The 23,927-nt window shown below is 68.0% G+C and carries 21 protein-coding genes; 1 reads left to right on the forward strand and 20 read right to left on the reverse strand.

Features of this window, described 5'->3' with window-relative positions:
* The 20 genes from M529_RS37775 to M529_RS37870 all read right to left on the reverse strand — a co-directional run.
* Positions 1–805: tetratricopeptide repeat protein (locus tag M529_RS37775; RefSeq protein ID WP_021318474.1), on the reverse strand; the 805-nt coding region annotated here is incomplete at its 3' end.
* A 107-nt stretch (positions 806–912) separates the two neighbouring features.
* Complete coding sequence (ftsZ, locus tag M529_RS37780) at positions 913–2,355, reverse strand: cell division protein FtsZ (RefSeq protein WP_021318475.1); 1,443 nt, start codon at positions 2,353–2,355, stop codon at positions 913–915.
* Positions 2,356–2,460: 105 nt separating this feature from the next.
* Complete coding sequence (gene ftsA / locus M529_RS37785; RefSeq protein WP_021318476.1) at positions 2,461–3,747, reverse strand: cell division protein FtsA; 1,287 nt, start codon at positions 3,745–3,747, stop codon at positions 2,461–2,463.
* 3 nt (positions 3,748–3,750) lie between these two features.
* Positions 3,751–4,695, reverse strand: a complete 945-nt coding sequence (locus M529_RS37790) for a cell division protein FtsQ/DivIB (protein ID WP_021318477.1) — start codon at positions 4,693–4,695, stop codon at positions 3,751–3,753.
* Positions 4,688–5,632, reverse strand: a complete 945-nt coding sequence (locus M529_RS37795) for a D-alanine--D-alanine ligase (RefSeq protein ID WP_021318478.1) — start codon at positions 5,630–5,632, stop codon at positions 4,688–4,690. Before M529_RS37795 ends, M529_RS37790 begins: the two co-directional genes overlap by 8 nt.
* Positions 5,633–5,702: 70 nt before the next feature.
* On the reverse strand, positions 5,703–6,584 hold the full coding sequence (murB, locus tag M529_RS37800; RefSeq protein ID WP_031295069.1) for a UDP-N-acetylmuramate dehydrogenase: 882 nt from the start codon (positions 6,582–6,584) through the stop codon (positions 5,703–5,705).
* A 32-nt stretch (positions 6,585–6,616) separates the two neighbouring features.
* Positions 6,617–8,044 carry a UDP-N-acetylmuramate--L-alanine ligase gene (gene murC, locus M529_RS37805; protein ID WP_021318480.1) on the reverse strand — a complete coding sequence of 476 codons (1,428 nt, stop codon included), beginning with the start codon at positions 8,042–8,044 and terminating at the stop codon, positions 6,617–6,619.
* A gap of 148 nt (positions 8,045–8,192) precedes the next feature.
* Positions 8,193–9,359 (reverse strand): undecaprenyldiphospho-muramoylpentapeptide beta-N-acetylglucosaminyltransferase, encoded by a 1,167-nt coding sequence (gene murG / locus M529_RS37810; protein WP_021318481.1) that lies wholly within the window; start codon positions 9,357–9,359, stop codon positions 8,193–8,195.
* Entirely contained in the window at positions 9,356–10,564 is a 1,209-nt protein-coding gene (gene ftsW, locus M529_RS37815) for a putative lipid II flippase FtsW (protein ID WP_021318482.1), read from the reverse strand. The genes murG and ftsW overlap by 4 nt, the downstream gene beginning before the upstream one ends.
* Entirely contained in the window at positions 10,561–11,961 is a 1,401-nt protein-coding gene (gene murD / locus M529_RS37820) for a UDP-N-acetylmuramoyl-L-alanine--D-glutamate ligase (RefSeq protein ID WP_021318483.1), read from the reverse strand. Before murD ends, ftsW begins: the two co-directional genes overlap by 4 nt.
* Positions 11,962–11,965: 4 nt before the next feature.
* A complete protein-coding gene (gene mraY / locus M529_RS37825; RefSeq protein ID WP_021318484.1) occupies positions 11,966–13,039 on the reverse strand; it encodes a phospho-N-acetylmuramoyl-pentapeptide-transferase in 1,074 nt (357 codons plus the stop codon).
* Complete coding sequence (locus tag M529_RS37830; RefSeq protein ID WP_021318485.1) at positions 13,039–14,430, reverse strand: UDP-N-acetylmuramoyl-tripeptide--D-alanyl-D-alanine ligase; 1,392 nt, start codon at positions 14,428–14,430, stop codon at positions 13,039–13,041. The genes mraY and M529_RS37830 overlap by 1 nt, the downstream gene beginning before the upstream one ends.
* 160 nt (positions 14,431–14,590) lie before the next feature.
* The gene (locus M529_RS37835; protein ID WP_021318487.1) at positions 14,591–16,045 is read right to left on the reverse strand and encodes a UDP-N-acetylmuramoyl-L-alanyl-D-glutamate--2,6-diaminopimelate ligase; all 1,455 of its coding nucleotides are present in this window, start codon (positions 16,043–16,045) and stop codon (positions 14,591–14,593) included.
* Positions 16,045–17,748 carry a peptidoglycan D,D-transpeptidase FtsI family protein gene (locus M529_RS37840; RefSeq protein ID WP_021318488.1) on the reverse strand — a complete coding sequence of 568 codons (1,704 nt, stop codon included), beginning with the start codon at positions 17,746–17,748 and terminating at the stop codon, positions 16,045–16,047. The genes M529_RS37835 and M529_RS37840 overlap by 1 nt, the downstream gene beginning before the upstream one ends.
* On the reverse strand, positions 17,748–18,398 hold the full coding sequence (locus M529_RS37845; RefSeq protein WP_021318489.1) for a hypothetical protein: 651 nt from the start codon (positions 18,396–18,398) through the stop codon (positions 17,748–17,750). Before M529_RS37845 ends, M529_RS37840 begins: the two co-directional genes overlap by 1 nt.
* Positions 18,395–19,348, reverse strand: coding sequence for a 16S rRNA (cytosine(1402)-N(4))-methyltransferase RsmH (rsmH, locus tag M529_RS37850; RefSeq protein ID WP_021318490.1), 954 nt, complete (start codon positions 19,346–19,348; stop codon positions 18,395–18,397). The genes M529_RS37845 and rsmH overlap by 4 nt, the downstream gene beginning before the upstream one ends.
* Positions 19,345–19,842 (reverse strand): division/cell wall cluster transcriptional repressor MraZ, encoded by a 498-nt coding sequence (locus M529_RS37855; RefSeq protein ID WP_021318491.1) that lies wholly within the window; start codon positions 19,840–19,842, stop codon positions 19,345–19,347. Before M529_RS37855 ends, rsmH begins: the two co-directional genes overlap by 4 nt.
* Before the next feature lie 183 nt (positions 19,843–20,025).
* A complete protein-coding gene (locus M529_RS37860; protein WP_021318492.1) occupies positions 20,026–21,276 on the reverse strand; it encodes a Gldg family protein in 1,251 nt (416 codons plus the stop codon).
* A 31-nt stretch (positions 21,277–21,307) separates the two neighbouring features.
* Positions 21,308–21,610: a hypothetical protein gene (locus M529_RS37865; protein WP_031295071.1), complete on the reverse strand. Its 303-nt coding sequence runs from the start codon at positions 21,608–21,610 to the stop codon at positions 21,308–21,310.
* 44 nt (positions 21,611–21,654) lie between these two features.
* Complete coding sequence (locus tag M529_RS37870) at positions 21,655–22,650, reverse strand: cysteine synthase A (protein WP_021318494.1); 996 nt, start codon at positions 22,648–22,650, stop codon at positions 21,655–21,657.
* 189 nt (positions 22,651–22,839) lie between these two features.
* On the opposite strand from M529_RS37870, the gene M529_RS37875 reads away from it, so the two are divergent.
* Positions 22,840–23,775: a cell wall hydrolase gene (locus tag M529_RS37875; RefSeq protein ID WP_021318495.1), complete on the forward strand. Its 936-nt coding sequence runs from the start codon at positions 22,840–22,842 to the stop codon at positions 23,773–23,775.
* The last annotated feature ends 152 nt before the right edge of the window (positions 23,776–23,927 follow it).

Below are 23,927 nucleotides of genomic sequence, written 5' to 3' on the forward strand. Positions count from 1 at the left end.
GTGCGGGCGGTGGCGCACCGGTGGACACTGGCGGCGTGGGCGTGACGGCAGCGATCCGCGCGCCCACGGTGGTGGGGAAATGCCCGAAATGAACCGCGGCAGCCTTCTGCGCCGCCGTCAGATAGGGCATCTTCTGCATATAGGGGGTGATGGCGGTGGCTAGCTGCACCGGCATGGTCTGGTCCGCGATCTTCTTCGCTTCCGTTTGCCGGTTGTTCATCGCCAGGATGAAGGCGCGATACCGCCAAGCAGCCCGGTCGCTCTTGTAAAGCAGGGGCTCCAGCACCTTTTCGGCCGCATCGACCTGCCCGGAAATGCCGAGGGAAGCAGCATAGCGACGCAGGATCTCCGGGTCGTCCGGGCTCGCCTTGAGCGCCGCCTGATAGTCGCGCTGGGCGCCGGCCTGATCGCCCGTCAGGTCACGGGCCAGAGCACGGTCGGACAGGAAGCCCTTGTCCGGATAGCCGAGGCGCGTCGCCTGGTCGAACAGCCGCAGCGCCTCGGCCGGGTTCTGCATCTGCAGCATCACCCTGGCCAGCCCGGCCTTGATACGACCGTTGCCGCTTTCGATCGCATCGGCACGCGCGAAGAAGCCGGCAGCGGCGCGGGGATCGTTCAGGGCCAGCGCCGCCTCGCCCGCGCCGATCAGCGCCGCGACATCGCGGGGATTGGTGGCCAGCCGCGCGAGATGGCCATTGAGATCGGCCGCCTCCGCAGGACGCACCAGCTGGGCCTGGTCATATTGGGCATGGGCGGGGCCGGCAATCACCAGGCCTGCAAGAATCCGGAAAGGGAGATATTTCACGCCGATCCCTTAACCGATCCCGCCATGAATGGGAAATTGATGGCGAAAGCCAGTGCGCCGGACCGCCCGCCAGGGGCGGCGGCACGCCCCGAGCGCGCTTTGCAGTCCTACTGGTTGCTCTGCCGGTTGAGGAAGCGCGGAATATCCACGCCCGGCGTCGCATCGTCCGGCGCCGCCGCCTTGTCGGCGCCCCGGGTCAGTCCTGCCATGCGCTCGAACAGCGTGCCGCCTGTGGCGACGCGCGGCGCGGGCGCCGGTTCGGGCGCTGCGGGAGCCGGCTGGGCGCTGTCAGCGCCCAGCAGCAACTCGTCCTGCGAGCCGTCCTCGTCGGCGAAAACCGCCGACGGCCGGGGGGATGCAAAGGGGGCGGCTTCCGGCTTCTCGGTGCGCGGTGCCGGGATGGGCGCGGGCGCAGGCGCTTCCGGCACGTCCAGTTCCAGCGTCTCGGGCTCCGGCTCGGGCGCAGCGACCGGCGCAGGCTGAGCAGCGGGAGCCGGCTTGGGCGCGGCGGCCGTCGGCACCGACACGGACGGACGATTGGCGAAGCTGAAGGGCTGGGTCAGCGGCGCCGCGTTGCCACCCACCTCACTATCGATGCCGGTGGCGACCACCGATACCCGGATCTTGCCGTTGAGATTGTCGTTGAAGGCCGAGCCCCAGATGATGTTCGCGTCCGGATCGACCAGTTCGCGGATATGGTTCGCAGCCTCGTCCACTTCCATCAGACGCATGTCGTCGCCGCCGACGATCGACACGATCACGCCCTTGGCGCCGCGCATGGACACACCGTCGAGCAACGGGTTGGCGATCGCCTTTTCCGCCGCCTGGAGCGCACGGCCGTCGCCTTCCGCCTCGCCGGTGCCCATCATCGCCTTGCCCATTTCGCCCATCACCGACCGCACGTCGGCGAAGTCGAGGTTGATGAGGCCGGGCATGACCATCAGGTCGGTGATGCCGCGCACACCCTGCTGCAGCACCTCGTCCCCCATCTGGAAGGCTTCCTTGAAGGTGGTGTTGGGGTTCGCGATCAGGAACAGGTTCTGGTTCGGGATGACGATGAGGGTATCGACATGCTTCTGCAGCTCCTCGATGCCGGCTTCGGCGGAGCGCATGCGCCGGCTGCCCTCGAAGGTGAAGGGCTTGGTCACGACACCGACGGTCAGGATGCCCTTGTCGCGCGCGGCCTTGGCGATGACGGGAGCGGCGCCGGTGCCGGTGCCGCCGCCCATGCCGGCGGCGATGAAGCACATATGCGCGCCTTCCAGCGCCTGGTCGACGGAAGCGATGGTCTCCTCGGCGGCAGCCTTGCCGATTTCAGGCCGCGAACCAGCGCCCAGGCCCTCCGTGATCTGCGGCCCGAGCTGGATGCGACGCTCGGCCGGCGACGCATTAAGTGCCTGCGCATCGGTATTGGCTACGATGAAGTCCACGCCCTCGACCGAGGCCGCGATCATGTTCGCGATCGCATTGCCGCCCGCACCGCCGACGCCGATTACCGCGATCCGCGGCTTCAGTTCGTCCACATGGGGCGGGCTGATCTCAATGCTCATACTACTGCTCCCTCAGCTTCCCTCTTGGAAAGCAACACCGTCATCAAATGTTAACACCAGAAAATAGAGTATTTCACCACCTATTTTCGTTCAGTCGAGATTCGATCAATAATTCGTGCGCATCGCACGCACCATGCGCTGCCACCATTGCGGGGCGCCCAGACGGTGCACAGTCTGGGGCGCCGGCGCCATGGTCCTGAGATCAACCGGGTTCGTGGCGCCATAAAGGGCCAGTCCAGCCAGCGTCGCGAAGGCCGGGCCGCTATGCGCTTCAGGCAGAGCGGCAAGACCGCGGGGCCGTCCGATCCTGACCGCGCGGCCCAGCGCCCCCTGCGCATAGTCGGCGATGCCCTTCATTTCCGCGCCGCCGCCGGTCAGCACGACCTGCCGCCCGGTGGGGCTGTTGAAGCCCATGCCCGCAAGCGCGGTGTTCACCTCCGCCATCAGCTGGTTCAGCCGCTCGCAGATGACGCCGACCAGCGCGGCGCGGGTAATCTTGCCGCCTTCCGCATTGGGACCGGCGCTCTGGCCCGCGACCAGCGCCTCGCCATGGGGCGAGGCGATCTCGATCATTTCCCGGAAATCGCGGCGGTTCTGCATCGCCGAGCCGTAGAAGCATTTGATCCGCTCCGCCTGGCTGCGGCGGATGCCGAAGGCCGAGGCGATGTCGTCGGTGATGTCGGATGCACCGATCGGGATCGAATGCAGCCCCACCAGCATCCCCCCGGCGTAAAGTGAGACGTTGGTGACGCCCGCACCCAGCTCCACCAGCGCGACGCCCAGGTCGCGCTCTTCCTCCGACAGGCAGGCCAGACCGGTGGCGATAGGCGAAGCCACGATCGAGTTGACGTTGAGATAGGCGCCACGCACGCACAGGTCGAGATTGGCGAGCGGCGCGCCGTCCGCCAGGACCACATGGATGTCGACGCCCAGCAGGTCGGCATGCATGCCCAGCGGCTTCTTGACCGGCACGCGACCATTGATGGTGAAGCAGGTCGGCTGTGCGTGGAGCACCACCCGGCCATCGGGATCGATGCCCTGCTGGCCGGTCGCGAGCAGGTCGTCGATATCCGGCTGCTCGACGCGATAGCCGCCCATGTCGCGCTCGACGGTGACGACATCGCTGACCAGACTGCCGCCCGAAAAGCTGACCCAGACGTCCTCGATATTGGTGCCGGCCACGCGCTCGGCCTGTTCCACCGTCTCCCGCACGGCCAGTTCGGTCCGCTCCATGTCGGCAATGAAGCCGCGTCGCACCCCCCTGCTCTCGCGCTGGCCGGTGCCCAGGATCGCCAGTTCGCCCGTGTCGGTGCGGCCCGCGATCAGCGCGGACACCTTCCACGAACCAATGTCGATCGCGGTGATGAGCTTCTCGACCTTGGGCTGTGCCATGGCTTACCCTTCCTCGCCTTGGGCGGGCGCGCTCGCGCTCTCGTCCGGCTTCACCGGCTTGTCCTCCGCCTGGCCCCGCGGCAGGCGCAGGACGAAACGATCCGGATCGCGCATGTCGAACCGGACGATACCACGGCCCAGAAGCCGGTTGACGCCGTCCATCCGGGCAAAGTTCACCAGCGCGGCGGCGGACTGCGTGTCGCCTTCGGGCAGCGACAGCGTCTCACCCGACTGGAAGCGCAGGTCCCAGCGGCGGTTCCCGACCCAGGTCGCGCCCGCCAGCATAGGCTTGAGCGCCGGGGCGTTCTCCATCAGCCGGTTGAGCCCGGCGGTCTGGCGGTTGGCGTTGGGACCGACGACCAGCGGCAGATCCGGCATGGCGCTAGCCGACACCTGCTGCAGCACGACGCCGGACACGTCGATCAGGTGCAGCCTGCCCTCATGCTGCCACACGGCGACGGGATCGCGCTCGACGATGTCGACCACCAGCGTGTCGGGCAGGCGACGGGAAATGCGCGCATCCTTGACCCAGCCGAGCTTCAGCATCTCGCTGCGGACCCGAGGCAGGTCGAGCGAGAGCATGGAACGGTCAACCTGGCCGAGCGCGATATTGTAGACCGGCATCTCGTCCATCCGCTCGACGCCGCGCACCTCGACCTTTTCGACTTCGAAACCGGCGCGGGCGGCAAGGTCCGAGGCACCATGACGAAGCATGTCGGGGACGCCGAAGATCAAGGCGATGCCCGTGACGATCGCCAGCGCGATGCCGACGATCGCCCAGCTTGCAAGGCGCTGGAGCGTCGCTTCGCTGACAGGGAGCGCCTCGATGAGGCGGTCGATCCAGGAGGTGCGCTTGAGCTGCTTGCCATTGGCCTTCGCCTTGGGGCGCGGCCCCGTGTTGCTGGTCAGCCGCGCGGTGCCGCCGCGCCTTATCCGTGCCTCAGCCATGTTCCGCCTTCCCCCTCAGCGCGTCCTCGACGATCCTCTCGACCAGTTCCGCATAGTCGACGCCCAGCTTCGCGGCCTGCTCGGGTACGAGGCTCAAGGGCGTCATGCCCGGCTGGGTGTTGACCTCCAGCAGGAAGAGCCCTTCGACGCCCTGTTCGTCGTCCCAGCGGAAATCGGCGCGCGACGCACCCCGGCAGCCGAGCAGCCGGTGCGCCCGGAGCGCGATCGCCTTGCAGGCCTGCGCGATATCGTCCGGCACGTCGGCCGGGCAGATATGGTCGGTCATGCCGTCCGTATATTTGGCGTCGAAATCATAGAAGCCGCTCTTGGGACGCAGCTCCGTCACCAGCAGCGCCTCCTCGCCCAGCACGGCGGTGGTGAGCTCGCGGCCCCGGATATAGGGTTCTGCCAGCAGTTCCTCGAAATGCTGCCATGGCCCTTCGACATCGCGGCCGATGGGATTGCCGTAATTGCCGTCGGCGGTGACGATGGCGACGCCGACCGAGCTGCCCTCGTTCACCGGCTTGACGACATAGGGGCGCGGCAGCGGGTCGCCCTGAAACAGGCTGTCGCTGCGCACCACCTGGCCGCCGGGCATGGGGATGCCGTGGGGCACCAGCGCCTGCTTGGTGAGCTGCTTGTCGATCGCGATGACGGAGGTCGCAAGGCCCGAATGGGTGTAGGTGAGGCCCATCAGGTCCATCATCCCCTGCACCGTGCCGTCCTCGCCCGGGACGCCGTGGAGGGCGTTGAAGACGACGTCGGCCTTCACCTCGGCAAGGCGTAGCGCGACGTCGCGGTCCATGTCGATGCGGGTGACCCGATGGCCGCGCGATTCCAGCGCCTTGGCGACGCCTTCGCCGCTGGAGAGCGAGACGGAGCGCTCCGCCGACCAGCCGCCCATCAGGACGACGACATGCCAGGGACCGCGGCTCATCGGGCGTCCTTCCTGCACGAAGGCGTAGAGCGACCCGTAGAGTAAAACGCGGTGCGCGGGAGGGGGTGGATCATGCCGGTTTTCCTACGCGCTGGATTTCCCATTCGAGGTCGATGCCGCTGGTCGCCTTGACGCGGCGGCGGACCTCCTCGCCCAGCCCTTCGATGTCGGCGCTGGTGGCGTCACCCAAGTTGAGCAGGAAATTCGTATGTTTTTCAGATACTTGTGCTCCGCCCATGGCGAGCCCCCGACAGCCGGCCTGATCGACCAGCTGCCATGCCTTGTGCCCTTCCGGGTTCTTGAAGGTGGAGCCGCCGGTCTTGCTGCGCAGCGGCTGGCTTTCCTCGCGCGCGGCGGCGATGCGGTCCATTTCCGCCTGGATCGCGGCGGGATCGCCGGGGATGCCGCGAAAGACCGCGCTCACTACCACCGCGCCGTCGGGCAGGCTGCTGTGGCGATAGGTGTAGCCGAGGTCGGCATTGGACAGCGTCACCCGCTCGCCCGAGCGGAGGACCACATCGCATTCGAGCAATATGTCGCAGGTCTCGCGGCCATAGGCGCCGCCGTTCATCCGCACGAAGCCGCCGACCGTGCCGGGGATGGAACGCAGGAATTCGAGCCCGGCGATGCCCTTGTCGCGCGCCGTCGAGGAGACGAGGATGCCCGAGGCGCCGCCGCCGCAGCGTAGCGTCGTCGCGTCGACCGCCTCCACCGTGGCGAAGGGCTTGCCGAGGCGCACGACCACGCCCGGCACACCGCCGTCGCGGACGATGAGGTTGGACCCGAGGCCGAGCGCCATGACCGGAATCGTGGGATCGAGGCCCTTCAGGAAATCGGCGAGGTCGTCAGCATCCTTGGGCTCAAACAGCCACTGCGCCGCGCCGCCGCTCTTGAACCAGACGAGCGGCGCCAGCGGCACTTGCGCGGTGAGCCTGCCCCGCACGGGGGGCATTGCCGCCTGGTCGAGAGAGGGCGCCGATGCGCTCACGCCGCCTCCTTCGCCTTTGCCGCGACCGCATCGGCGAGGCCGGCGGCCCATTTCGTGATGTCGCCCGCGCCGAGGCAGATGATCATGTCGTCGGCCTGGACGTCGGCGGCGATGGCGACGGCGAGCGCGTCGGCGCCTTCCACCGTCGCGGCGGCGCGATGGCCGCGGCGCTTGAGCCCGGCGACCAGCGCGGCGCTGTCGACGCCCTCGATCGGCTGTTCGCCCGCCGGATAGACTGGGGCGGCATAGACGATGTCGGCGTCGTTGAAGGCCTGCTGGAACTCGTCCATCAGGTCGTGCAAGCGGGTGAAGCGGTGCGGCTGGACCACGGCGATGACGCGGCCCTTCGCCCCCTCACGTGCGGCGGCGAGCACGGCGCGGATCTCGACCGGATGGTGGCCATAATCGTCGATGACCGTCGCCGTCCCGCCAGCCACCGCAATCTCGCCGACCTTGGTGAAGCGGCGCTTCACCCCGCCGAACTTGGCGAAGCCGGTGCGGATGATCGCGTCGCCGATGCCCATCTGCAGCGCGACGCCGATCGCGGCCATGGCGTTCAGCACATTGTGGCGGCCGGGCATGGGCAGCTCGATCCCCTCGATCCGGCGAGTCGATCCGTCGCGCTCGCGGATCTGGACGTCGAAGCGGTTGCCGCCGGGGATGGACTGCACATTCTCGCCCCGGATGTCGGCCTGCGCCGAGAAGCCATAGGTGACGATGCGGCGATCCTGCACGCGCGGCAGGATGGCCTGCACCTCCGGATGGTCGAGGCAGAGCATCGCCGCGCCGTAGAAGGGGACATTGCCGACGAATTCGACGAAGGCGTCCTTCACCTTGTCGAAGGAGCCGTAATGGTCGAGATGCTCCGGGTCGATATTGGTGACGACCGCCAGCGTGCCGTCCAGGCGCAGGAAGCTGCCGTCGCTTTCATCGGCTTCCACCACCATCCAGTCGCTGTTGCCGAGGCGTGCGTTGGAGCCGTAGCTGTTGATGATGCCGCCGTTGATGACGGTCGGATCCACCCCGCCCGCGTCAAGCAGCGCCGCGACCATCGAGGTGGTCGTGGTCTTGCCGTGCGTGCCGGCGACGGCGACGGTCGATTTGAGGCGCATCAGTTCCGCCAGCATCTCCGCCCGGCGGATGACGGGGATGCGGTTTTCCAGCGCCAGCTCGACCTCCGGATTGCCGCGCTTGATCGCGGTGGAGGTGACGACCACGGCGGCATCGCCCAGATTTTCGGCCTTGTGGCCGATCATCACCCGGATGCCCTTCTTGCGCAGCCCTTCCACGACATAGCCTTCGGCCACGTCGGAGCCCTGCACGCTATAGCCCAGATTGTGCATCACCTCGGCGATGCCGGACATGCCGATGCCGCCGATGCCGATGAAATGGATCGTGCCGATGTCGGTGCCGACACCCTTCATGCGTTAATCTCCAAAGCGTCCAAAATACCGTCATGCCAGCGAACGCTGGCATCTCTTTTGCCTTGAGCCACGGCGCAGGAAGAAGAAGCGGGATCCCAGCTTTCGCTGGGATGACGGCGAGAGATGGGGTGAAGGAAGGAAGCGAGGCTCACGCCGGCACCCCCTGCAGGTTGAGGGTGGTGGGTGTGGGACCGGTGCGGACGGGATCGTTGACGATCGGCGCCGGGCCTATGCTTTCGAGCAGGTCGGCCATGTCGCGGGCGGCGTCCGGGCGGCCGCAGGAGCGGGCGCGCTTCGCCGCGTTCTGAAGCGCGCCGGGCTCCATCGCCATCTTCTGCATCTGCTTGGCGAGCTCGACGGCGGTGAAGCGCGCCTGCGGGATGGTGCGGGCGCCACCGGCCTCGGTCATTTCGCGGGCGTTGGCGGTCTGGTGGTCGTCCATCGCGCTGGGCAGCGGCACCAGGATCGCCGGGCGGCCGGCGCAGGTCAGTTCCGCAAGGGTGGAGGCGCCCGCGCGGGCGATCACCAGATGCGACCAGCCGAGCTTTTCCGGCACGTCGTTGAAATAGGTGGCGAGGTCGGCGGGAATCTCCTGCTCGGCATAGAGCCGGCGGACGCGCTCGATATCCTCCGCCCGGCACTGCTGCGTCACCTGGAGGCGGCGGCGCAGGCTGAGCGGCAGGAGGCCGAGGCCATCGGGCACGACCGAGGACAGGATGCTCGCGCCCTGGCTGCCGCCGATCACGAGCACGCGGAACACGCTCTCGTCGGTCAGTGCCGGAAACTCCTCGTCGCGCAGGGCCTTCACCTCCTCGCGCACGGGATTGCCGATCAGGTGGACCTTGGACGCATATTTGTCCTTCAGCCGCTCCACCAGCGGATAGGCGGTGGCGATGGCGTTCACCCGCCCTGCCAGCAGCCGGTTGACCCGGCCCAGCACCGCATTCTGTTCATGAATCGCGGTCGGGATGCCGTCGGCCAGCGCGCCGAGCAGCGCGGGCATGGCGGGATAGCCGCCGAAGCCCACCACAGCGGTCGGCCGGAAGGTCTCGTTGAGGCGGCGCGCCATGGCGCGACCGGCGAGGATCGCCTTGAGCGCACCGGGCCAGGTGCGGGGGTCCTTGGTCATCCGGCCGGCGGGCAGGACGTGGACCTGCGCCTTGTCGAAGATGCCGGGGATCTTGGCGCCGCGCTCGTCGGTGACGAGGGCGACATGATGGCCGCGCGCCATCAGCTCCTCCGCCACGGCGTGCGCGGGTATCATGTGGCCGCCCGTCCCGCCGGCGGCGAGGACGAAGTGACGGGAAATGCTCATCGACCGCTCCATTTCACCACGGTATGCCGGCCCATGAAGGGATTGCGCCGCGTGAAGGCGAGCAGCAGGCCGACCCCGATGCAAAGGGCAAGCATAGAGGAGCCGCCATAGCTGATAAAGGGCAGCGTCATGCCCTTCGACGGAAATATCTGGGCATTGACGCCCATGTTGATGATCGCCTGGAGCCCGAACTGGGTGGTGAGGCCGGCAGCGGCGAGGATGGTGAAATTATCCTCCTCGTCCAGCAGGCGCAGCAGCACGCGCACGACGATGGCGAGATAGACGAGTGCGATGGCGATGCAGGCGAGCAGGCCGAATTCCTCCCCGATCACGGAGAAGATATAGTCGGTATGCGCTTCGGGCAGGCGGAACTTGTTCTGGCCGCCGCCCGGCCCCATGCCGGTGAAGCCGCCATGGGCGATGGTGCGATAGGCCAGGTCGGTCTGGTCCGGGCCGGTGTCGAGCTGGACGCCGATGCCGAGGAAGTCGTTGATCCGCTGCCGCCCGTTTTCATAGAACATATAGACCGCGACGAGGCCGGCGAGGCCGGCGCCACCCAGCAGGGCGATCCAGCGCATCGGCACGCCCGACAGCAGCAGCAGGCAGGCCCAGCAGGCGAGGAAGATCACGGTCTGGCCGAAATCGGGCTGGCGCATCAGGATGGCGGCGATCAGCAGCGTCAGCGCGCCGGTGAAGGGGATGACCGGCAATGTCATGTCCTTCGACCGCAGCGACAGCAGCCAGGCGAGGGTCACGACATAGACGGGCTTTAGGAATTCCGAGGGCTGGAAACGGAAGCCGGGCAGGTCGATCCAGCGCCGCGCGCCGTTCACCGTGCTGCCGAGCAGCGGCACGAACAGCAGCATGACGAAGAAGAAGATGCAGAGGAAGGACGCCAGCCGCCGCGCCTGGGTGCGGGGGAGCATGGAGATGACGAGCATCACCGGCAGGCCGAGCCCCACCCACATGAGTTGGCGGTAGAAATAGATCAGCGGGTTGACGGTGACCGTGCTGGTCGACCGGTCGATCGCCGCGACGGGCGAGGCGGCGGCGACCGCGACGAGGCCGATCGCCATCAGCGCGACGATCAGCGAGAGGAGAATGCGATCGATCTCCCAGAACCAGATGGCGAGCGCGGTGCGTTCGCGCGGGACGGTGCGCCCCTTGAAGCCCCTGACCAGTTCGGCCGGCCTGAACCTGCTCATTGCCCTGCCTCCGCTTCGGTCCCATTGTCCAATGCCGCAACGGCAGCCGCGAAGGCGTCTCCCCGGGCCTCGAAGTCGCGGAACTGGTCGAAGCTGGCGCAGGCGGGGGACAGCAGCACGATATCGCCCGGCTGCGCCACGCGCGCGGCGCGGCGGACGGCCGCCGATAGCATCTCGGAATCGTCGACCGCCATATGGGGGCGCAGCAGGTCGGCGAACATATGGCCCGCCTCGCCAATGGTATAGGCATGGGCGACATTGCCGAAATGCGGGGCGCATTCGTCGAGATTGTCGGTCTTGGCGAGGCCGCCGACGATCCAGTGGATGCGGGGCCGGCCGTCGACCGGCGGCCAGGCGGCGAGCGCCGGCGCGGTGGAGGCGGGGTTGGTCGCCTTGCTGTCGTTGACGTAGAGGACGCCGTTGCGGGTGGCCACGGCCTGCATCCGGTGGGGGAGTGAGGCGTAGCTGGCGAGGGCGGCGACAGTGATGCTCTCGTCGATGCCGAGGGCCTGGGCGACGGCGATGGCGACGGCGGCGTTCTGGGCATTGTGCGGGCCTTGCAGGGAAGGCCAGCCCGATTGCGCAGCGGGATCGATGTCAGCCGCCGTCACTTCCTTCACGTCATGCCAGCGCAGGCTGGCTTCTCCCCTTTCTTCCGGCGCGACAGAAGAAGCGGGATTCCGGCTTTCGCCGGGATGACGAAGGTTGTGGGCGATCGACCGGCTGGGTTCGTCCTCGGTGGCGATCACCGCGACATGGCCTGCCGACTGCATCGCGAACAGGCGCGCCTTCGACGCGACATAGCCCTCGAACCCGTCATAGCGGTCGAGATGATCCGGCGTGATGTTGAGCAGCACCGCGACATCGCAGTCGAGGCTGCGGGTCAGGTCGATCTGGTAGCTGGACAGCTCCAGCACATAGACGCCGCCTTCGGGCAAGGGCTCCTGACCCAGGATCGGCAGGCCGATATTGCCGCCCATGCGGGTGGGGATGCCGGCCTGCTCGACGATGTGGTGGACGAGCGCGGTGGTGGTCGACTTGCCGTTGGTGCCGGTGATGCCGACGACCTTGTGCGGCGGCAGGGTCGGGCGGGCGAGCGCGAACAGCTCGATGTCGCCGATGACGGGCACGCCCGCCAGCTTCGCCTGCATCGCGATCGGGTGGCGATTGAGCGGGACGCCGGGCGAGACGACCACGCCGTCGAAGCCGGAGAGGTCGATGTCCAGCGGGTCGGCCAGTTCCGCCTTGCCGGCGACGGCGGCGCGCGCCTCTTCGCGATTGTCCCAGGCGACCACGCGGGCGCCGCTCGCGACGAGCGTGTCGACGACCGTCAGCCCCGAGCGCGCGAGGCCCAGCACCGCGTAGGTCTTGCCGGCAAAGACGCTCGAGACGATCATCCGCTTACCTCAGCTTCAAGGTGGCGAGGCCGGCCAGCGCCAGCACGAAGGCGATGATCCAGAAACGGATCACGACCGTCGGCTCGGACCAGCCCAGCTGCTCGAAATGATGGTGGATCGGCGCCATCTTGAAGACGCGCTTGCCGGTCCGCTTGTAGAAGAAGACCTGGATGATGACGCTCATCGCCTCCACCACGAACAGGCCGCCGATGACGCCCAGCACGATCTCATGATGGGCGGTGACGGCGATGACGCCGATCGTGCCGCCCAGCGCCAGGCTGCCGGTGTCGCCCATGAAGACGGCGGCCGGCGGCGCGTTGAACCAGAGGAAGGCGAGCCCCGCGCCGATGATCGCGCCGCACAATATGGTGAGGTTGCCCGCGCCCGGCACATGCGGGATGCCGAGATAGGCGGCGAAGTCGGCGCGGCCGACCAGATAGACGATCGCCATGAAGGCGAGGCAGGCGATGATGACGGGCATGGTGGCGAGCCCGTCCAGCCCGTCGGTCAGGTTCACCGCATTGCCGAAGGCCACGATCACGAAGGCAGCGAAGAGGAAGTAGAAGGGCCCGAGCTCGATCGCCGGGCCATTGTAGAACGGCACGTAGAGCGCGGTGTTGCCGTGCTGGTGCACGATCATCCAGGCGGCGAGGCCCGCGATCAGGAATTCGAAGAGCAGGCGGACCTTGCCGGACAGCCCCTTGTGGCTGGCCTTGGTCACCTTGTCATAATCGTCGAGGAAGCCGATCGCGCCGAAGCCCAGGGTCACGAACAGGCACGCCCAGACATAGATGGAGGACAGGTCCATCCACAGCAGCACCGATCCGACCATCGCGGTCAGGATCATCAGGCCGCCCATGGTGGGGGTGCCGCGCTTGGCGAGATGGCTCTGCGGCCCGTCGTCGCGGATCGGTTGCCCCTTGCCCTGGCGCACGCGCAGCCAGCCGATGAAGCGCGGGCCGATGAGCAGGCCGATGAACAGCGCGGTCGCGATCGCCGCCCCCGCGCGGAAGCTGAGATAGCGGATCAGGTTGAGGACGCCCGCGAAATCCAGTTGCTGGGCCAGCCAGTAGAGCATCAGTCACTATCTCCGTCGCGGGCGGCGTCGGCCAGGGCGGCGACCAGGCGGGACAGCCCGATGCCGTTGGACCCCTTGACCAGGATCGCGTCGCCCGCGCGCATGTCGGATTGAAGGAGGCCGGTCGCGGCAGCGGCGTCCGGCACATGGTCGAAGGGCACGCTGCCCGCCAGCACCTCTGCCAGCGGCGCCATTTCCTGCCCCACCAGCAGGACGCGGTCGACATGGGCCCCGGCGATCGGTTCGGCGAGACCGGCGTGCAGTTCCGCGCTGCGGCTGCCCAGTTCGCGCATGCCGCCCAGCACCGCGATGCGGCGCTCCGCCTTCTCGCGGCCCAGCTGGGTGAGGGTCGCGGCCATGCTGAGAGGGTTGGCGTTGTAGCTCTCGTCGATCAGCAGCACGTCGCCGCCCTCGACCGACAGGCGCCGCCGTTCGCCCCGCCCCGGAAGGCCAGGCATTTCGGCGAGCGCGAGTCCGGCAACGGCCAAGTCACCGCCCACCGCCTCCACCGCGGCGAGCACGGCAAGCGCATTGGACACCCAATGGTCGCCCGGTGCGGCGACGGTGAAGCAAAGCTCCGCACCCGGCAGCTTCGCCGTTACCAGCGTGCCACCCGTGTCGGTGGGAACCGCCTCACGGGCATGAACATCCGCCTCGGGGCTGCGGCCGAAGGTCAGGATGCGCGCGGCATGGCGCTCCGCCTTGCCGTAGAGCGTCGCGACATGGGGACTGTCATAGGGGATAATGGCCGTCCCGCCCGGCTCCAGCCCCTCGAAAATCTCCGCCTTCGCCTCGGCGATCTTCTCTTCGGTGCCGAAAAATTCGATATGCGCCGGCGCAATGGCGGTGACGATCGCGACATGGGGACGCACCTGCCGGGTGAGCGCCGCCAGCTCGCCTGCATGGTTCATGCCCATTTCGAAGATGCCGAAGGCGCAATCGCGCGGCATGCGCGCCAGGCTGAGCGGTACGCCGACATGGTTGTTGTAGCTTTTGAGCGAGCGATGCGCCTGTCCCGGCTCGGCTCGGTCGAGCGCCTGGAACAGCGCCTCCTTGGTGCCGGTCTTGCCGACCGATCCGGTGACGCCGATCACCTTGCCCTGCATCCGCGCGCGCGCGGCGCGGCCAAGCGCCTCCAGCGCGGCGGCGCTGTCCTGCATCAGCACATGGGGATGATCCACCGGATCGCTGACGATCGCGCCCGCCGCACCCTGCGCGAAAGCCTTGTCGACGAACCTGTGGCCGTCGGTGCTGTCGCCCTTCATCGCGACGAACAGGTCGCCCGCCGCCACCTCGCGGCTGTCGAAGGCGACACCCGAAACGGCGAACGGCGCCGATGCGGCGCCGCCCGTGGCTTGGGCGATCTCTCCGGAGGTCCAGAGGTCGGTCATGCCCCCTCCCTCGGGAAAAACAGCCGTTCGCCCTGAGCTTGTCGAAGCCTGTCCTGAGCGACGCCGCAGGCGGCGTCGAAGGGGGCCGCACTTTTCTTCAGAAAGGAAGAACAGGGCTTCGACAGGCTCAGCCCGAACGGGGTCAAGGACATCGTTCTGTTCAACCCGCGCACTCCCGCGCCACGGTGACGTCGTCGAAGGGCAGCACGCGGTCGCCGATGATCTGGCCCTGCTCATGCCCCTTGCCTGCCAGCAGCACGATGTCGTCGGCACCCGCCATGGCGATGGCGGAGGCGATGGCGGCGCGGCGGCCGCCGATCTCCTGCGCGTCGGGCGCGCCCGCCATGACGGCGGCGCGGATGGCGGAGGGCTCCTCCGAGCGGGGATTGTCGTCGGTGACGATGACATGGTCCGCGAGTTCCGCCGCGACCTTGCCCATCTGCGGCCGCTTGCCCGCGTCACGGTCGCCGCCCGCGCCGAACAGCGCGATCAGCCGGCCCTTCGTATGCGGGCGCAGCGCCTCGATCGCCGCGCGCAGGCCGTCGGGCGTGTGGGCATAGTCGACATAGACCGGCGCGCCCGCCCGGCTGATGACGGCACGCTCCAGCCGGCCACGCACCGGCTGAACCCGGCCGAGCATTTCCAGCACGCGCGCCACGCTTTCGCCGCCCGCGACCACGAGCCCCGCGGCGGTGAGCGCATTGGCGGCCTGATAGGCGCCGATGAGCGGCAGGTTGACCTTGAAGCTCTTGCCTTCCGCCTCGATCTCCAGCGTCTGTCCCAACTGGGTCGGGGTGCGGTTGGCGAGGCGCAATGCCTGCCCCTGCACCCCGACGCTCAGCAGTCGAAGCCCCCGCTTCGAAACGCGCTCGATAACCTTCGGGGACCATGCGTCGTCGGCCCAGACAACGGCCGCGCCATCGGGCACCACGACCTCGTCGAACAGCCGCATCTTGGCGTCGAAATAGCTGTCCATGTCGCCATGATAGTCGAGATGGTCGCGCGACAGGTTGGTGAAGGCGGCGGCCGCGACCGGCAGCCCCTCCGTCCGGTACTGGGCCAGGCCGTGGCTCGACGCCTCGAACGCGGCATGGGTGATGCCCTCGCGCCGCAGGCCCGACATGTTGGAAAGGAAAGTGACGATGTCGGGCGTGGTGAGGCCGGTCGACACCTGGTCGACCGAGGTGGTGACGCCGAGCGTGCCGATGGAGGCGGACTTGTGCCCCAGCATGCGCCAGAGCTGGCGGGTCAGTTCCACCGTGCTGGTCTTGCCGTTGGTGCCGGTGACGGCGACGGTCACGTCCGGGAAGGGCGCGAAATAGCGCGCGGCGAGCAGTGCGAAGAGGCGGCGCGGATTGGGGTGGGCAAGATGGATCGCGCCTTCGACCTTCGCCTCCGGCCGGGCGACCACGGCGACGGCGCCGGCGCGAACGGCATCGGCGATGAAATCCTCGCCATTGACGCGCAGCCCCTGGAAGGCGCCGAAGACGGTGCCCGGCGCGACCTTCCGGTTGTCGATGGCGAAGCCGGTGACGGACGAGTCGAGGCCGGCATTGCTGCCGGCCTCCCCCAGGACCGTGGCGTCCAGTCCCTCGATCAGCGACCCGAGGCGCATCATTCCTTCTCCGTATTGCCGTGCAGCAACGGCATGAGGTCGGAAATATCGACGTCGCGCCGCTCGTCCGGCATGACGCCCAGCATCGGCCCGGTGCGCTCGATCACGCGCTTCACCACCGGGGCGGCGGTAAAGGCGGCGGTACGCAGGCCGTAGAGCCCGGTCGCTTCGTCCATGATCGCGACCACGACGTAGCGAGGATTGTCCATCGGAAAGGCGGAGGCAAAAGTCGTCACGTTGGAATTCTTGTTATAGCGCCCTTCCTGGGGCTTTTCGGCGGAACCCGTCTTGCCGCCCACCCGATATCCCTTGGCGTCGGCGTTGCGCCCTGTACCCGCCGCAACGATCATCCGCAACAGCTGGCGCATCCGCGCGCTGGTGGCGACGGAGAAGACTCGGTGCCCCTCCGGCACTTCCTCAGGCTTCAACTTGCGCAGGGTGGCGGGGTGATAGATGCCGCCATTGACCAGCGCAGCATAAGCGCTGGCGAGGTGCAGCGGCGTCACCGCGATGCCGTGGCCGTAGGAAACGGTCATGGTGGTGATGCGGCCCCAGTTGGACGGCCAGATGCCCTTCGCCCGTTCCTTGAGTTCGATCGGCGCGCGCTGGTCGAACTGAAGTTCGCGGAACAGGTGCTGGAGCGGTTCGGCGCCCATCTCGTCCGCGATCCGCGCGGTGGCGATGTTGGAACTGTGCACCAGCGTTTCCGGCACGTTGAGCCAGCGGCCCAGCGGATGGTCGTCCTTGATGCGGAAGCCGGCGATGGCGATCGGCGCGGTCGCATCGTAGAGCTTGCTCATCGACGTCACCACGCCCGCATCCATCGCCGCGGCGATCGACAGCGGCTTGAACGCCGAGCCAAGCTCGTAGCGGGCCTGTACCATATGGTTGCAGAGCGGCGATTCGCTGCAGCGCTTGCCGGCGTAGTTCTGCAGCTTGTTGGGATCGAAGACCGGGATCGAGGCCATGGCGATCACCTCGCCGGTGTTGGCGTCGAGGATGATGCCGGCCGCGCCCTTCGCGCGGGTCTGCACCAGCTGGGTATAAAGCTCGCTTTCCAGAGCGCCCTGCACCCGGCTGTCGATGGACATGGCGAAGGGCTGGCCGCGCAGCGCCGGGTCGATCAGGCGATCGTTGAAGGCCGCCTCCACCCCCATGCCGCCCACGCCGTCGCTGTTGGGCGCAAAGCCGAGGATATGGGCCGCGAGCGTCCGCTGCGGATAGAGTCGCTCGGGCTCGCGCGGGAACTCGATGCCGATCTCGCCCAGCGCGTTCACCGCCGCCACCTGTTCAGGCAGCGCGCGGCGGCGCAGATAGGCCCAGCCCTTGCCGGTCAGCTTCTTGTGAAAGGCGGCTTCCGATTCGTCCGGGAAAATCTCGTGCAGCTTGCGCGCCAGCTCAGCCGGATCGCCGATCAGCCGGGAGGGGCGAACGGCAACCGAATAGGCGTCCATCGTCCGGGCGAGCGGCACCCCGTTGCGGTCGACAATGTCGGCGCGCGCAGGCACGAAGCCGCCGAGCCCATCGCCACCCCGGCCGCTGTCGGCAAAAAAGCCGACCCAAGCGAGCCGGCCGATCAGGACAAGAGTGATCCCCAGGAACAGGATCAGGAGAAGCATCAGGCGATTATGCGCCATCGCCGTCAGGTTGACCCGTTGCCGCCCGGCGCGTGCCCCGCCAGGCTGGACGATGATGGTAGCCATCAGCGCCGCTCCTTCCTGCTTTCGCGCGCCGCCTTCGCGGTCAGATCGCCCAGGGTGCGGTCATCCAGCAGCTTGGCGTCCAGCATCGCCATCCGCTCCGCCTTGCGGGCGACCGGGTTGGGCTTCGTCACGTCGGCGTCGTCCCTGGCCTTCTGCGCGGGAGTGCGCGGCGCGGACTTGGCGAGTTTCTCCACATTGTCGGCCGCGTGCGCCTCGCGGATCACGGCGATGTCGCTCCGGATTTGGGTCGCCGCCGGGCTGGCGGGCGCGGGCTGCGGCGCGGAGGGGAGGTCGGCCGGGGTATCGACCATGGCGACCATCACCGGCGGCGCGACATAATCGGGGCCGTTGGGCTGCACCCCGTCGAGATGCGCCAGCGCCTGCTCACCCGCGAGATATTGCTGCGCGCTGGGCGTCGCATACATGAAGTCTTCCTGGTTCCAGCGTTCGAGCTGGCGCATGCTGGCGCGGGCGCTGAACTCGGTTTCCAGATAGCGGATGTCGCCCTGTGCCCGGGCGATCTGGAGCCGGACGCGCATCAGCTCGTTGCGCTCGGTCGCGACCTTGAGCGACACCAGATAGGCCCCCAGCCCGCCCAAAGCGACGAGGAGGATCCAGATCAGGCTCTGCAACCTCTTGACGGCGATCATGACCGTGCACTCCGGCTAGCGGGGGAAAGGGAAACGGGCGCCGCGGTGCGCACCGCGCTGCGCAGGGTGGCGGACCGGGCGCGGGGGTTGCGTGCCAGCTCCGCCGAGCCGGGGCGCACCGCCTTGGCGGGACGCTCGAAGGTCGGGACGGCTGCCGCCTGACGCTGCGGCATGTGGCGCGAACCGCCGGCGTCGCCGCCGCTGCGATTGCGCAGGAACTGCTTGACGATGCGGTCCTCCAGACTGTGGAAGGTGACGACGGCCAGGCGACCGCCCTCCTCCAGCAGATGCTCGGCCGCTTCCAGCCCGCGCTCCAGCTCCTCCAGTTCGCGGTTCACATGGATGCGGATCGCCTGGAAGGTGCGGGTCGCGGGGTCCTTCTTGTCGTGCGGCTTGTGGCCGAGCGCGCGGCGCACCACGGCGGCGAGCTGGCCGGTGCGTTCGAGCGGGCGCGCGTCCACAATGGCGCGGGCGACGCGGCGCGAGCGCGGCTCCTCGCCATATCGGTAGAGGACGTCGGCGATCTCCTGTTCCGGGGCGGTGTTGAGGAAATCGGCGGCGCTCATGCCCGCCTGGCTCATCGTCATGCCGAGCGGCCCGTCCGCCTGGAAGGAAAAGCCGCGCTCCGGCCGGTCGAGCTGCATCGAGGACACGCCGATGTCGAGCGTGATACCCGAGACCCGCGCGATGCCCCGTTCGGCGAGCAACGCCTCCATGCGAGAAAATTCGCCTTCGATCAGGGTGATGCCCTTTTCGTCGGCGAACGCCTGCCCTTCGCGGATCGCGTCAGGATCGCGGTCGAAGGCGAAGACGCGCGCGCCGCGTCCGGCCATGGCCGACGAATAGCCGCCCGCGCCGAAGGTGCCGTCGACATGGACCTCGCCGGGGCTGATGGCGAGGGCGTCGAGCACTTCGTCGAGAAGGACGGGAATGTGGGGTGCGGCGCTCACTTGCCGCCTCCCGCCGCGCGCTGGTCGAGCCAGCGGCGGACCTTGTTGCGGATCAGCTCCGGCCGGTCGGGGCTGTCGACCAGCGTCTCGGGCTTCCAGATCTGGATGTAGCGGCCGACGCCGTAGAAGAAGACGGCATCGGTGATGTGATATTCGTCCTTGATGTCGGGATGCATCGCGAAGCGACCGCCCTCGTCGAAATTGACGGGTTCGATCGTGCCCAGCCGCCGCTCCAGCTCCAGGTCCTTGTTATAGTCGCGCCCCGCCGCGCGCGCCTCCCGGTCCAGTTCCTCCACCTCGTTGAACAGGAAGCGCATGTGCGATTCGCCGAAGCCCGTGGCGCAGGGGTTGCCGCCGTGGACCGAGAGATAGAGGGTGGTTTCGCCGCTGGAGGACAGCTTCACCTGACGGCGCATCTCCAGGGGCAGCACGAAACGGCCCTTGCCGTCCGCGACGCTGAACGCGTTGCCCGTATAGAGAATGGCTTCCGACACGATGACCCTGTTCGCCCGATCTTCCGGGGGCACAGGCCGTCGCTCGCCGGGTCGCACAATACGATCCGGCGTAGAAATACGCCAAGCCTGATCAACCCCTATGGCTGATCAGATACCAAGAGCCGCAAGTCATGGGAAGGAGAATTTTGGGAAAAGCGGGGAAATCCTGTTTTGTTCTGGTCACTAAGCCCCTTTTGCCGTTTTTCGTCGCCTTCGGCCGGGATCGGCACCGGGCAGGAATCGGCCTCTCCGCAGGGAAAAGAGGATCGCGCCCATGGCCGCCCAGAAAATCCCCGCCACCGCCGCCCAGCGCACGGCCAAGACCAGCTGCGCCCCGGAAAGCACCCAGCGGCGATCGCCGTGCAGCTCGGCGCCCAGCCATCCGGCGACCAATGCGGGCGTGTCGGCGCTCCATGCGGAAGGATCGAGCGGGCGGGAGGGGTCGGCCAGCCACAGCCGGTCGTCGATCAGGTCGGCATCGGCGACCAGCACGGCTTGCCCCCGCCCCAGCCGGCATCGCGCGACCAGCCCACGCGCTTCCGTGCCGCAGGCCGGCGCGGTGGCGATGAAATGCGAGGCGGCGAGGAGCGTCATGAGGCGGCCATCGGGCAGCAAATGCCGGTCCTCGTCAAGAGTCGCGGTGTTTTCCAGCCGCACGCCCCAATGCGCGAGCAGCGGACCGAGCAGGCTGACGGCGGGCGCGCGGCGCCTGTCCCCCGGTGCGAGCGGCGAGGGCCAACGCAACAGCGGGTCGGCGAGGATCAGGGCGCGACCGCCGTCGCGCAGCCAGCGATCGATCGCGACCAGTTCGCCGGGCTGCATCGCGCGGGGCTGCGCGATCAGCAGCAGCCGGGCCTTCGCCAGTTCTGGCGAGAGCGGCGTGTCGAACGGGCGCAGGTCGAAATGCTGGCGGAGGACGGTAACGATGGGCGCATCGGCCGGCGCGGCAAGGCCCTGCCCGCCTTCCCGCCAGAACAGCGGCAGAGCGGTGAGAACGGCCAGAGAAGGGCGTTGCGGCGCCATCGGAACGGCTGGTGGACGGCCCGCGAGTGGCACCAGCAGCGCCGCGGCGATCAGAGCGATGGCGCCGATCCGGCTGCGGCGCAGCAGAAGGCCGCCACAGAGGCCGAGCGCGGCGGAAACGGCGAGCAGCAGCGAGAGGGAAAGCGCGGGCGGCCGCGCGGCGGCGATGCGGCACAGGAGAAGAATCGAGAGAACCGTTCCCAGCCCGACCCAGATCGCATGCGCCCTGGCATGACCGTGTCCGCCACCCCGCGACGCAAGCCAGCCGACCAGCGCGAGCAGCGGAACGGCCGGCCACGCCCAGTCGAGCGGATCGACCTGCCCCGTGCGCAGCAGCAGCGCCAGTCCCGCGAACAGGACCAGCAGGGTGCCGAGGCAGGCCGCAAGAAAGCGGAGGAAGGCGACCTTCATGACAGGAGCGCCAAAAGGCCTGCGCCGAAACCTATTGCGACGCCGGCTCGCGATCCATCGGCTTGCGCAGCTTGGGATCGGGCTGCAGGTCGGGCACGATCGGCACCTGTTCCGGCGCGGGCTGCACGCCGAGTTCCGCCAGCGGATCCCTGGGGGACACGAGGGCATTGGCATCCAGCGTCGGCACGGTGGGAGGCGGCACGGTCGGATCGGCGACCCTCGCCTTGTCGATCACGATGTTCGCCAGGCCGACGAGCAGCACCACGCCGGCCAAGCCGGTGAGACCGATCTGGACACGCTGCAACCCTTCCTCTCGGCGGGACTGTTCAGCCATGAATGTGCTCTGTTCTCCCCCGCCGCGACCCTTGTCGGCAGGTTTCACTTATATTGCGCGAGCCAGGGGAACACCGTCAAGCCCTTCGATTCGAGCCAGGCGCGGTTGTAGAGCGTCGAAAGATAGCGGAATCCGGTGTCGCACAGAATGGTGACGATCCGCTTGCCCGGCCCCAGTTCCCGCGCCAGCGCCACCGCGCCGGCGACGTTGATGCCGGACGACAGGCCCAGGCACAGCCCTTCTTCCGCCAGCAGGCGACGGACCCAGAGCAGCCCTTCCTCGTCGGAGATGCGGAACTGGGTGTCGATCGGCGCGCCTTCGAGATTGGCGGTGATGCGGCCCTGTCCGATCCCTTCGGCGACCGAGGAGCCTTCGGCCTTCAACTCGCCATGGGCATAATAATTGTAGAGCGCGGCGCCATGGGGATCGGTCAGCGCGATGGTGATGCCCTCGTCATGCGCCTTGAGGCCCAGCCCCACGCCCGCGATCGTCCCGCCGGTGCCCGCCGCGCAGGTGAAGCCGTCGACCTGCCCGTCCATCTGGGTCCAGATTTCCTCGGCGGTGCCGACGATATGGGCCTTGCGGTTGGCGATGTTATCGAACTGGTTGGCCCAGATCGCGTTTTCCGTCTCCTCCGCGATGCGGCGGCTGGTGTGGACGAAGTGGCCGGGGTTGGAATAGGCGGCGGCCGGCACCGTCACCAGCTCGGCTCCCAGCGCGCGTAGCGTGTCCATCTTCTCGCGGCTCTGCGTCTCGGGCATGACGATGATCGTCTTGTATCCCTTGGCATTGGCGACCAGCGCCAGGCCGATGCCGGTATTGCCCGCCGTTCCTTCGACGATGGTGCCGCCGGGCTGGAGCAGCCCCTTTTCCTCCGCGTCGTTGACGATGAACAGGGCCGCGCGGTCCTTCACCGACGCGCCGGGGTTGGCGAATTCGCACTTGGCGTAGATGTCGCAGCCGGTTTCCCGAGAAGGACCGGCAAGGCGAACGAGCGGCGTGTTGCCGATAAGGGCTAGGCTATCATTCTGGACGAGCATCGCCACGGCATAGCGGAGCCGCCACGGCCTTGCCAAGCAAAGGAATGCAGGCGGGGCAAAAGCCCCGGTTTTGCCCTGTTAACCCGCGCCGTGGTTAACGTCCCGTCGCGGCACATGCCCGAATCCGGGGAGGAAGTGGAAAGGAATCCCCTGTAAGCAAGGCGCCTTATCGCCGGGCAAGGGACGAAGATGCGACTGGACAGGAAAGGAACGCGCGCCGGCATCGTGTTGCTGGGCCTGCTTGCGCTCACTGTCCCGCGTCTCATCACCGCGGCGCCACTCGACATGCTCGACGGGTCGCGCCTGCCCTATGATCCCGCCGAAGATTCATCCGCGAACTTTCCCGGATCCGCATTCTTCTTCGCGCAGGGCGCCTTCGATCCGGTGCCGGGTGCGCTGACGGTGCAGAGCGAGCATGTCATGGGACTGGACGAGGTGGAAGCCGCGCCAGCCGCCGCCATCCGCGGGATGACCGCGCTCGACAGCTATCGCGCGCTCAACTGCCTGACCTCCGCCATCTATTACGAAGCGGCGAATGAACCGGACGACGGGCAGCGGGCGGTGGCGCAGGTGGTGCTGAACCGGGTGCGCAGCCCGCTCTGGCCCAACAGCGTCTGCGGCGTCGTGTACCAGGGGTCGGAACGGACCGACGCACGGTGCCAGTTCACCTTCAGCTGCGATGGCGCAATGGCGCGCCTGCCCAGCGCCGCGGCCTGGGCGCGGGCGCGCCGCGTCGCCGAACGCGCGCTGGCGGGGGACGTCTACAAGCCCGTCGGCCTCGCCACCCATTACCACACGCTGGCGGTGCGCCCCGACTGGTCGGGCACGCTGCAACCGGTGGCGGTGATCGGGGCGCACATCTTCTATCGCAACCTGGGCTTCAACGGTACGCCGGCGGCGTTCCGGGGCGCCTATTCCGGGCGCGAGACCCAGTCGGTTCCGGCCCCGCGTGTCTGGACGGCGCAGCCCCTCCCTTCGACGCCCCTGCCCTCGCCCGTCCCGCAGGTCCGGCCATTCCTGCCCGCCTCTCCCTCGATCCTTCCCGCGCCGCCGCGGGTCGAGCAGGAACTGCCCGAATCCACCATCAGGCCGGAATATCGGAACAGCGGCAGGCCGCTGGTCTGACAACGTTTCCCCCGCGACCGAATTTTTTTGTGGTAAACCTTCGAGAAACTATCCAAGCCATTGGAAAATAGTGATATAAAAGATCACATTTTTTCCGGAACCAGCGGAACCGGATCGCGACTTCACGTGTTCTGCATTTCGGATAGCAAATC

Origin of the sequence: Sphingobium ummariense RL-3 (assembly GCF_000447205.1) — a bacterium.
Classification (GTDB): domain Bacteria; phylum Pseudomonadota; class Alphaproteobacteria; order Sphingomonadales; family Sphingomonadaceae; genus Sphingobium; species Sphingobium ummariense.